This is a genomic window from Flagellimonas oceani, from assembly GCF_011068285.1.
In the GTDB taxonomy this organism is placed as follows: domain Bacteria; phylum Bacteroidota; class Bacteroidia; order Flavobacteriales; family Flavobacteriaceae; genus Flagellimonas; species Flagellimonas oceani.
The window spans coordinates 3,104,544-3,115,000 of record NZ_CP049616.1; the positions used below are offsets into that span (position 1 = coordinate 3,104,544).

Consider the following 10,457-nt stretch of genomic DNA (forward strand, 5'->3'; position numbering starts at 1 on the left):
AGTCAAAACCTTGCAAATCAATAAGATATGCAAGGTTTTGTTTTTGTTTAAACTCTAAAAGTGGGCGCTGAGGGATTCGAACCCCCGACCCCCTCGGTGTAAACGAGGTGCTCTGAACCAACTGAGCTAAGCGCCCATTTAATTTGCTAAATGGGAGTGCAAATATAACACTGTTTTTGATTTAAAAAACAAAAAAGTGAAAAAAATCACACAACTTCGGCAACAACAAAAGTGCTTCCTCCCACGTAGATCATATCCTTGTCATCGGCGTTACTCAAGGCTTTTTGAAAGCCCTGTTGTACCGAACCGTATTTTTCGCCCATAAGCCCCTGTTCCTTAGCCATTTCTTTAAGAGCACTGGCATCCAATCCACGAGGAATACCAGGTCTTACAAAATAATAATGCGCCTCTTTCGGAAAAAGTTGGAGTACCGATCTAACATCTTTATCACTTACAAAACCAAGTACAATGTGGAGCTTTTTATAAGATTGTTTTTCGACTTGCTTCAAAACCAATTGAAGCCCTTCCTTATTGTGGGCCGTATCACAAACCACCAATGGGTTTTGCTGCAATATCTGCCACCTGCCCATAAGTCCGGTATTGGCCACGACATTTTTCAATCCCGTAGAAACAGCCTCATCAGAAATATCAAAACCTTTTAATTGCGCAATGGTCGCCATTACCCCATTAATATTCTTATGTTGATATTCACCAAGCAAATCAGTTGCATATCCCGTTGCCGGTTCTCTATCCGCAAAAACTATGTTCGATTTTAACTGATGTGCAATCAGGTTGAAAATCATTTTCGTCTCTGGTTGGGTCTCACTAATGACCACAGGAACTCTTGGCTTAATGATTCCAGCTTTTTCCAAAGCAATTTTCTCCAAGGTATCGCCCAAAAACTGGGTGTGGTCCATTCCTATATTCGTGATCAAGGAAACCTCAGGGGTTATAATATTGGTGGAATCCAAACGTCCACCCAATCCAACTTCAACTACGGCAATGTCCACTTGCTCCTCTGCAAAATAACTAAAGGCCATGCCAACGGTCATTTCAAAAAAAGAAAGTTTGTTGTACTCAAAAAAAGGTTGATGCTTTGCTATAAAATCCATAACGAACCTTTCACCAACAACCTTTCCATTTATTTTGATCCGTTCCCTAAAATCCTTTAGATGGGGAGAAGTATATAGTCCTACCTTATAACCTGCTTCCTGAAGAATCGATGCCAACATGTGACTACTGGAACCTTTGCCATTGGTTCCCGCGACATGGATGCTCTTGAATTTTCTCTGAGGATTGTCCAACACTTCACAGAAGTGGATTATGTTATCCAGCTTCGCATTCAATGCAGCAGCACCTTTTTGTTGGTACATCGGAAGCTGTCCGAACATCCAGTCCAACGTTTCTTGATAGGTCACTACTGCCCCAATTTAAAGTTGACGACCACAAAACCGATTTGCTGAGAAGGTGCGTTGGAATCGGAATTCCATTTATGGAGCAATGCCGTTTTTCGCGCTGGCTCCAATAAGCATGGTGCATTGTTCGTGGTACCTTTTACGCCGGGTTCCGCTTTAACAACTTTTCCGGACCTGTCAACGGTAATTCTTACAACCACCCTTCCTTCTTCGTTACAATCTTGCTGTACCTTGCCCTTGTTGGCCAAGGACCTTCCACTTAATCCATAGCCTCCAGTGCCACTGCCAGGGGAACCGTAGTAAGATGAGGCATAAGGATCACCATCGGGTTGTCCCTTGTCACCTGCACGATCATCGTCGCCTTCGCTCCCTGTAGTGGTGCCGTCGGATTTTCCAATACCACCGATAAGGGCGTCCACACTTTTTTTCTTGGCTTCCTGCTCCTGACGTTTTCTTTCCTCAGCCTCCCGCTTTTCCTTGGCAATTCGTTCTGCTTCGGCTTTTGCCTTTTCTGCTTGTTCTTCCGCCTTACGTTTGGCCTCTTGTTGTTGTCTTAATTTGATGGTCTCCTCGTCATTGCTTGTCAAGACCTCTTCAACAGGAGCTTCTTCGACAACGGTCTCCTCTGGCTCGGCAGGTTCCGCAACTTCCTGTGGTTCGGGTTGACTCTCTACCTCCCTAGGTTCAGAGCGTACCGGTTCCGTAGGTTGTACTTCGCCACTACCAAATTCCATGGTTCCAAAATTGACGGCAATTCCTTTTTCTATAGGTGGATCCAGATAAGTCAATCCAATATAAAAAAGCAATAGAAGGAGTGCACTCAACAACAATGTTGTGAGCGTAAAGGATTTTTTCTTGTGTCTCGTATCTAAAAAGGACATTATTTTGGCCGCACCGCCAAGATAACCTTGTAACTGTTCCTGTTTGCAATGTCCATTACGTTGACTGCCTCTTTAATGGCCACGTTTTCTTCTGCTCTGAGGATGATTGTCGGCTTCTCTTGACCTTCAAGTGCCTTTTTTAATTCAATTTCAATGTATTCTTTGTTGATCTGCTCGTTGTTCACAAAATATTTCAGGTTCTTATCTATGGTGACCGAAACATTTTGTGTATTGGTGGATTTACCCTTTGCCTTTGGCAATAGCAAATCCAGTGCATTTGGCGCATTGGAGGTCAACATGAAAAAGACCAATAACAGAAATACGATATCCGTCATTGATGACATGCTGAACTCCGGGCTTATTTTGTTTCTTCCCTTCAGTTTCATAGCCAAGGGTTATACTGGTTCGTTCAAAAGGTCCAAAAACTCTACGGCATTGGCCTCCATTTGATGCACCACTTTATCAGTCCTGTTCACCAAGTGATTATAACCAATATAAGCGATAATACCTACCACCAGACCAGCAACCGTTGTGGTCATGGCCGTGTAAATACCTGATGCCAATGAGCCCATTTCTGCCTGTCCGCCACTACTTGCCATCTCATGGAATGCCAAGATCATACCAATTACGGTTCCCAAGAATCCGATCATAGGTGCGGCACCGGCAACGGTAGCCAATACGCTAACGTTCTTTTCCAGTTTGTACACTTCGAGCGTACCTGCATTTTCAATCGCGGTGTTGATGTCATCCAAAGGTTTTCCGATACGGGCAACCCCTTTTTCGGTAAGTCGCGCTACGGGAGAATCCGTTTGTGCACACAACAATTTTGCAGCTTCCAGTTTACCATTGCTGATATGGTCCCGAATCTGGTTCATGAAGTTCTTATCTATCTTGGACGCTGCCTTAATGGCAAAAATGCGTTCAAAATAAATGTACATGGCTACAAAAAGAAGAACAAAAAGCACCATAATAATTATAACACTTCCTGTTCCTCCATTTACAATAAGATCGATTACGGACAAGGTCTTTTCCTCGGAAATTGAGGCAGTTGCCTCAGCGCCTTCCGTTACTTCTTGAAAAATATTCATATAAAATCCCCAATTTATTTGCAATAATAACGGAGATTTTTGAACTAAAGTATTTTTTAGAACAAATATCGCATCACCATAAATACAATTGCCCCGGCAATGAAGCCCAAAAAGGCCAACCATGATATTTTTTTAAGGTACCAGAAGAAGTCAATCTTCTCCATTCCCATGGCAACAACACCTGCTGCGGAACCAATAATCAACATACTACCACCTGTTCCCGCGGAATAGGCGATAAAGTGCCACAATTGGTCATCCATTGGCTCGGAGAACATCCCTAAACTGGCCGCCACCAATGGAACGTTATCTATAATAGCCGAGCCTACACCCAGTAAGACCACAACCAAATCGGATACCCTTGTGCCGGCCATCTCTGTTCCGATCAATGGCATACCTTGTTTTAGTCCTTCGGCGAAGTTGAACAACAGCCCCAAAGATTCCAATGCGGCAACCGCCATCAAAATACCCAAGAAGAACAAAATACTTGGCAATTCAATTTTGGTCAAAGCGCTATGTACCGGGCTGTGGTGCGCATGCTCATCACTTTCTTGGTCCACAGAAGAAATGGCGATCTTTTTATTACTGTAGATTTCGGCAAAAGTTGCCACAACGGCCAAAGACAACATCATGCCCACATAGGGAGGCAAATGTGTCACCGTTTTAAAAATGGGAACAAAAACAATGGCCCCAAGTCCCAAATAAAGCATTCTTGGCCCGTATTTGGATTTTGACCCTCCATCTTCTTCATCTACATCAATCTCTCCTTTGAAAGCAGGAAGAAAGGATGCGATAAAAGAAGGCAACAACATACAAACTAAAGAAGGTACCAAAAGGTGCTCAATCAGCATTGCCGTGGAAACCTTGTCCCCGATCCATAACATGGTAGTGGTAACGTCCCCGATCGGCGACCATGCACCCCCGGCATTTGCCGCGATAATGATCAAACCGGCGTACCAGAGCCTAACATCCCTGTCCTTAACAATTTTTTGAAGGATGGAAATAAGTACAATGGTCGCAGTCAAGTTATCTATGATAGCGGAAAGGATAAAGGCCAAGAAAGAGAATATCCAAAGGATCTTCTTTTTGCTCCTTGTTTTGACAAAGGATTTTATGGTGGCAAAACCATCAAAATAGTCAATGATCTCAACAATGGTCATTGCCCCAAGAAGGAACACCAAAATTTCGGCTGTTTTTCCCAAATGGTGCAGGAGTGTTTCCTCCATCAGTTCCATCTTCTCTTCGTGCCCAAAGGACCCGAAGTTCTCCAACAACGCATGGTTCCCGGAATCGAACCAAGTGGTAAAACCATCGATGCCAAAAGCCATCAAGGCCCACAAAATGGCCATCATGGCCAAAGCGGGGATAAGCTTATCTATTTTTAAATTATGTTCAAGGGTAATTGCCAAATATCCAATTACAAAAATGACAACTAAAAGGGTTTCCATGTTAAGTTTGGTTTAATTAAGGAATAATATTTTTGAGCAGTTATCTGTGTGGCTAAAGATATTCAAAATGAATATTTCCGCATAATCTAATTGGTATAAAAATAAGCAAAGGGGAAGGAACAAAGTATTTTCATTCGAAGAAAAATTCAATCATTCTCATTTAACCATTATGTTTTATAAAATATTAATACTAGAAAGCTATATTTGTAGGTAGTTTTTAAATATTATTCAGTTTTATGGATTTCACACTTTCCGAAGAACAGTTAATGATACAACAAGCGGCAAAGGATTTTGCCCAAAACGAGCTTTTGCCAGGGGTAATTGAGCGTGATGAAGCCCAAAAGTTCCCGAGTGAGCTCGTTAGAAAAATGGGAGAACTTGGATTTATGGGCATGATGGTCAACGAAAAATATGGAGGCAGCGGCCTTGGTACGCTATCCTACGTTCTGGCCATGGAAGAACTGTCCAAGATAGACGCATCTGCTTCGGTGATGGTATCCGTGAACAACTCATTGGTATGCTGGGGACTGGAAACCTACGGAAGCGAAGAGCAAAAACAAAAATACCTGACCCGTTTGGCAACGGGAGAGATCATAGGCGCGTTCTGTCTTTCCGAGCCCGAGGCCGGGAGTGATGCAACTTCCCAGAAAACAACGGCCATAGACAACGGTGACCACTATATATTAAACGGTACAAAAAACTGGATTACCAACGGAAACCAAGCCGAAGTTTACCTGGTCATCGCCCAAACAGACCGGGACAAAGACCACCACGGCATCAATGCCCTGATTGTTGAAAAAAACATGGATGGTTTTGATATTGGCCCCAAAGAAAATAAACTGGGCATTCGGGGAAGCGATACCCACTCCTTAATGTTCAACGATGTAAAGGTGCCAAAAGAAAACCGCATTGGCGATGACGGTTTCGGTTTTAAATTTGCCATGAAAACCCTGGCCGGTGGTCGAATAGGAATCGCCGCACAGGCATTGGGCATTGCCGCAGGAGCTTACGAATTGGCACTTAAATATTCAAAAGAACGCAAGGCCTTCGGCACAGAAATAGCAAACCACCAAGCAATTGCATTCAAACTGGCGGATATGCACACCAAAATACAGGCGGCCCGCCATTTGGTCTACCAAGCGGCCTGCGATAAGGATACTGGAAACGATTACACCCTCTCCGGAGCCATGGCAAAACTGTACGCTTCCGAAGTTGCCATGGAAACAGCGGTAGAAGCCGTCCAAATACATGGTGGAAACGGATACGTGAAAGACTACCATGTAGAACGGTTGATGAGGGACGCCAAAATCACACAGATTTATGAAGGTACCTCCGAAATCCAGAAAATTGTCATCTCCAGAAGTATCTTAAAAGATTAAAAAACATACACCCCCTCCCAAAAGAGGGGGTTCCTTTATCAAAAAGGATAGACCAATCCACATCTCCCCTTATTTTAGCAAGCACCCATCTCAAAAATACCTCCCTAAAGAGCAAAACACTCTTATCGAAATAGGGAAGAAACTATTTTCAACACTCTATTTGAGATAATGATAATTTAACATTCCATTAATTCCTAAATTGAATTTTTTTTAACCCCACAAACAATACGTTGATTATTTATCTGATAATCAGCGAAAACCTTATTATTTATACATCAATTTTGATATTTTTGAGGAAATACGTTAATGATGGGATTGAAGAAACAAGGTTTATACCTACCGGAATTTGAGCACGACAACTGCGGTGCAGGATTTATCTGCAGCTTAAAAGGAATTAAGTCCAATGACATAATTCACAAAGCCCTAGAGATTCTTGATAAATTGGAACACAGGGGAGCTGTGAGTTCAGATGGAAAAACAGGTGATGGCGCAGGTATCTTGATAGATATTCCGCATGCATTTTTTAAGGATACCTGCAAATTTGAATTGCCGGAGGCCGGTGAGTATGCCGTTGGCAACGTATTTCTACCACAAAAAGAAAACCAGCGCAACTTTTGCATACAGGTTTTTGAAGAAAACATAAAAAAGCAAGGACTCCAATTATTAGGATGGCGACACGTTCCCGTGAATCGTTCCGTGCCCGGAAGAATAGCGGCAGAGACCGAACCTTATGTAATGCAGGTGTTTGTTGGAAAAGGGGAGGATTTGGATGAGTTCCAGTTCAACCTTAAACTTTTTATAGCACGTAAAATCACGGAACATACGGTTATAGACAGCAAACTTTCAGAAAGTGAATTCTTCTATCTGCCCAGTCTATCCACAAAAATCATCATCTTTAAAGGGCTTTTGGTCCCTAAGGATATCAGCAGATACTACGAAGACCTTTTGGACCCTCGCGTAGTTACACGCTTGGCACTGGTGCACCAAAGATTTTCCACCAACACTTTTCCCAATTGGGATTTGGCGCAACCTTTCAGGTATATGTGCCATAACGGGGAAATAAATACTTTAAGAGGAAACGTTTCACGTATGCGCTCGCGCGAGGAATTGATGGAGAGCGACTGGTTTGGTGAGGACATCAAAGAAATACTTCCCATTGTATTGCCGGCAAAATCCGATTCCGCCAGCATGGATATGGTTGTTGAGCTATTATTGATGACAGGACGGTCGCTACCAGAAGTAATGATGATGTTGGTGCCGGAGGCATGGGAAAAAAATCCGGACATGTCCGAAGCCAAGAGAGCCTTCTACGAATACAACTCATGCCTTATGGAACCTTGGGACGGGCCCGCATCCATACCGTTCACGGATGGAAACTACATTGGTGCCGTATTGGACAGAAACGGACTCCGCCCATCCAGATACTCCGTAACCAAAAAAGGATATGTGATCATGTCCTCCGAAACCGGGGTCGTTGAATTGGAACCGGAAGACATCGAATTCCACGGAAGATTGGAGCCCGGAAAAATGTTCTTGGTGAACATGGAAGAGGGACGGATCGTAAACGATGAAGAAATCAAGGAAGCCATAGCCAAAAAACATCCATATAAAGAATGGTTAAAGAACAATCTGGTCCACTTAAGGGACATTCCGTACAACGATTGCCCAGTGTTCTTTGGGGAATTCCCGCTTCAGACCAGGAGAACCGCATTCGGCTATACCCAAGAAGATATCAACACCATCATAATGCCGATGGCACAAAATGGCAAGGAGCCGATTGGCTCTATGGGTTCCGATACACCGATCGCCGTATTGTCCGAACGCCCACAGTTGATATACAATTACTTTAAACAATTGTTTGCGCAGGTAACCAACCCTCCTTTGGACGGTATCCGCGAGGAATTGATCACGGACATTAGTTTGACCTTGGGCAGCGACCACAATATTTTTGATTTTTCCGAATTGCATTGCCGCAAACTGAAAATCCAAAACCCCGTTATTTCCAAGGAAGATTTGGACAAGATCAAAAATTACGATGCCAGTCCAGACTATAAAGTTGTCTCCATTTCCATGCTCTACGAAATTAAAAAGGGGCACAATGGCCTGGAAGAGGCCTTGGACGGCATTTTGAAGCAAGCTTCAAATGCTATTGATGAAGATGCCAACATCATCATCTTGTCGGATAGAATGGTGAGTGCCGAAATGGCACCCATCCCGGCACTTTTGGCCTGTTCTTACGTAAATAGTGGTCTTAGAAAGTTAGGCAAGCGTTCCAAGTTGAGCATCATTATAGAATCGGCCGAACCAAGGGAGGTTCATCATTTTGCACTCCTTTTCGGTTTTGGCGCAAGTGCCATCAACCCGTATTTGGTGAACGAGATCATCGGTGAACAAATCGAGGAAAACAACATTACCGATTATACTTTTGAGGAAGCCGTCAAAAATTACAATAAAGCTATTGGAAAAGGCATCTTGAAGGTGATGAACAAAATTGGAATATCCACACTTAATTCCTATCGTGGTTCCCAATTGTTCGAGTGTATCGGTATCAACACCACTGTGGTTGACAAATATTTCCCGAACACCCCGACCCGAATCCAAGGCATTGGGTTGTATGAGATTGAAAAAGAGGTGACCAAACGCCACAAAAAGGCATTTCTATCACAAAATATATCTGCAAATCTCGACATTGAGGTTGGTGGGGAGTACCGCTGGAGGAGAAATGGTGAAAAGCACATGTTCAATCCATTAAGTGTCGCCATGCTCCAAAAATCGGTACGCAACAACGAGCCGGATACCTATAAAGAATATTCCAAACTCGTCAACGAGCAATCCAAACACCTGATGACCATCCGTGGACTGTTCGAGTTTTCGAACTATGATCCTATTCCCATTGAAGAAGTGGAACCTTGGACCGAAATCGTAAAAAGGTTCAAGACCGGGGCCATGTCCTACGGAAGTATCAGTAAGGAGGCCCATGAAAATCTTGCTGTCGCCATGAACCGAATCGGAGGCAAGAGCAATTCCGGTGAAGGTGGCGAGGATATCGCTCGTTTCTACAAAAGTCAAACCGGTGACTGGAAGAACAGCGCCATAAAACAAGTGGCCTCGGGTAGATTTGGGGTAACCTCCAACTATTTGACCAGCGCACAGGAAATACAGATTAAAATGGCCCAAGGGGCCAAACCGGGCGAAGGCGGACAATTGCCAGGCCCTAAAGTTAATCCGGCCATTGCCAAAACTAGGAATTCCACTCCTTACGTAGGGTTGATTTCCCCTCCGCCGCACCACGACATTTATTCGATTGAAGATTTATCGCAATTGATCTATGATTTAAAATCCGCAAACAGGGAAGCCCGTGTCAACGTGAAGTTGGTATCAGAAGTTGGTGTTGGAACGGTCGCTGCCGGTGTGGCCAAAGCAAAGGCCGATGTCATATTGATTTCCGGATTTGACGGAGGAACAGGAGCATCACCATTGACTTCTTTAAAACATGCCGGACTGCCTTGGGAACTGGGAATCGCAGAAGCCCAACAGACTTTGGTATTGAACGACTTAAGAAACAGGGTTGTTCTCGAGTGCGATGGACAGTTAAAGACCGGACGCGATGTCGCTATTGCTTGCTTGTTAGGAGCAGAGGAATTCGGTTTTGCAACGGCACCGTTGGTTGCATCGGGCTGTATCATGATGCGCGTTTGCCACCTGAACACTTGCCCGGTAGGTATTGCCACACAAAACCCCGAATTGCGCAAAAAGTTCCAAGGGAAACCGGAACACGTTGTCAACTATATGTACTTTGTGGCACAAGAACTACGCGAAATTATGGCCAAACTAGGTTTCAGGACCTTGAATGAAATGGTCGGACAAGTACAGAAACTGGATAGGAAAAAAGCCATTGAACATTACAAAGCGGCCGGAATTGACCTTACTCCCATTTTGTACCGAATCGACGTTCCAGAGGGAACAAAACTGTACAATACAGAAAAGCAGGTTCACGACATCAGCAAATCCATAGAGTTTGAAATTATAGGAAAGGCACACCCTGCATTGTTCAGGAAAGAGAAGACCACACTGGATTTCCCTATCAAGAACACGGACAGAGCCGTTGGAGCCATCATGAGTAATGAAATTTCAAAAATTTATGGGGAAGAGGGGTTACCTGAAAACACGCTTAAGTTAAATTTTACAGGTTCTGCCGGACAAAGCTTTGGGGCTTTTGCCACAAAAGGGCTCACTATGATCGTAAACG

The 10,457-nt window shown here is 43.8% G+C and carries 7 protein-coding genes and 1 tRNA gene (1 of these 8 only partly in view); 2 read left to right on the top strand and 6 right to left on the bottom strand.

Annotated elements, in window-relative coordinates; translation table 11 throughout:
* Window positions 1–61 precede the first annotated feature (61 nt).
* From GVT53_RS14170 to nhaD, 6 genes are all read right to left on the bottom strand, one after another.
* Window positions 62–136 (bottom strand) — tRNA-Val (locus GVT53_RS14170).
* A 70-nt stretch (window positions 137–206) separates the two neighbouring features.
* Window positions 207–1,418 (bottom strand): bifunctional folylpolyglutamate synthase/dihydrofolate synthase, encoded by a 1,212-nt coding sequence (locus GVT53_RS14175; protein WP_166249164.1) that lies wholly within the window; start codon window positions 1,416–1,418, stop codon window positions 207–209.
* Window positions 1,418–2,296 (bottom strand): DUF1682 domain-containing protein, encoded by an 879-nt coding sequence (locus GVT53_RS14180; RefSeq protein ID WP_166249165.1) that lies wholly within the window; start codon window positions 2,294–2,296, stop codon window positions 1,418–1,420. Before GVT53_RS14180 ends, GVT53_RS14175 begins: the two co-directional genes overlap by 1 nt.
* The gene (locus GVT53_RS14185; protein ID WP_100816272.1) at window positions 2,296–2,682 is read right to left on the bottom strand and encodes an ExbD/TolR family protein; all 387 of its coding nucleotides are present in this window, start codon (window positions 2,680–2,682) and stop codon (window positions 2,296–2,298) included. The genes GVT53_RS14180 and GVT53_RS14185 overlap by 1 nt, the downstream gene beginning before the upstream one ends.
* Window positions 2,683–2,691: 9 nt before the next feature.
* The gene (locus tag GVT53_RS14190) at window positions 2,692–3,384 is read right to left on the bottom strand and encodes a MotA/TolQ/ExbB proton channel family protein (RefSeq protein ID WP_166249166.1); all 693 of its coding nucleotides are present in this window, start codon (window positions 3,382–3,384) and stop codon (window positions 2,692–2,694) included.
* Between the two features lie 56 nt (window positions 3,385–3,440).
* Complete coding sequence (gene nhaD, locus GVT53_RS14195) at window positions 3,441–4,829, bottom strand: sodium:proton antiporter NhaD (RefSeq protein WP_166249167.1); 1,389 nt, start codon at window positions 4,827–4,829, stop codon at window positions 3,441–3,443.
* A 236-nt stretch (window positions 4,830–5,065) separates the two neighbouring features.
* Here nhaD and GVT53_RS14200 point away from each other — a divergent pair, with 236 nt between their 5' ends.
* Window positions 5,066–6,208 carry an acyl-CoA dehydrogenase gene (locus GVT53_RS14200; protein WP_166249168.1) on the top strand — a complete coding sequence of 381 codons (1,143 nt, stop codon included), beginning with the start codon at window positions 5,066–5,068 and terminating at the stop codon, window positions 6,206–6,208.
* A gap of 309 nt (window positions 6,209–6,517) precedes the next feature.
* Window positions 6,518–10,457 carry the 5' portion of a glutamate synthase large subunit gene (gene gltB, locus GVT53_RS14205; RefSeq protein WP_166250501.1) on the top strand. Its footprint extends 566 nt past the window's final position, so 3,940 of the gene's 4,506 nt are visible here — the first part of the coding sequence; the start codon lies at window positions 6,518–6,520; its stop codon lies beyond the right edge, outside the window.

Bases quoted from the DNA above. Each gene is read 5' to 3' on its own strand.
- GVT53_RS14180 (WP_166249165.1), bottom strand. From the start codon at position 2,296: ATGTCCTTTTTAGATACGAGACACAAGAAAAAATCCTTTACGCTCACA.
- GVT53_RS14185 (WP_100816272.1), bottom strand. From the start codon at position 2,682: ATGAAACTGAAGGGAAGAAACAAAATAAGCCCGGAGTTCAGCATGTCA.
- GVT53_RS14190 (WP_166249166.1), bottom strand. From the start codon at position 3,384: ATGAATATTTTTCAAGAAGTAACGGAAGGCGCTGAGGCAACTGCCTCA.
- nhaD (WP_166249167.1), bottom strand. From the start codon at position 4,829: ATGGAAACCCTTTTAGTTGTCATTTTTGTAATTGGATATTTGGCAATT.
- GVT53_RS14200 (WP_166249168.1), top strand. From the start codon at position 5,066: ATGGATTTCACACTTTCCGAAGAACAGTTAATGATACAACAAGCGGCA.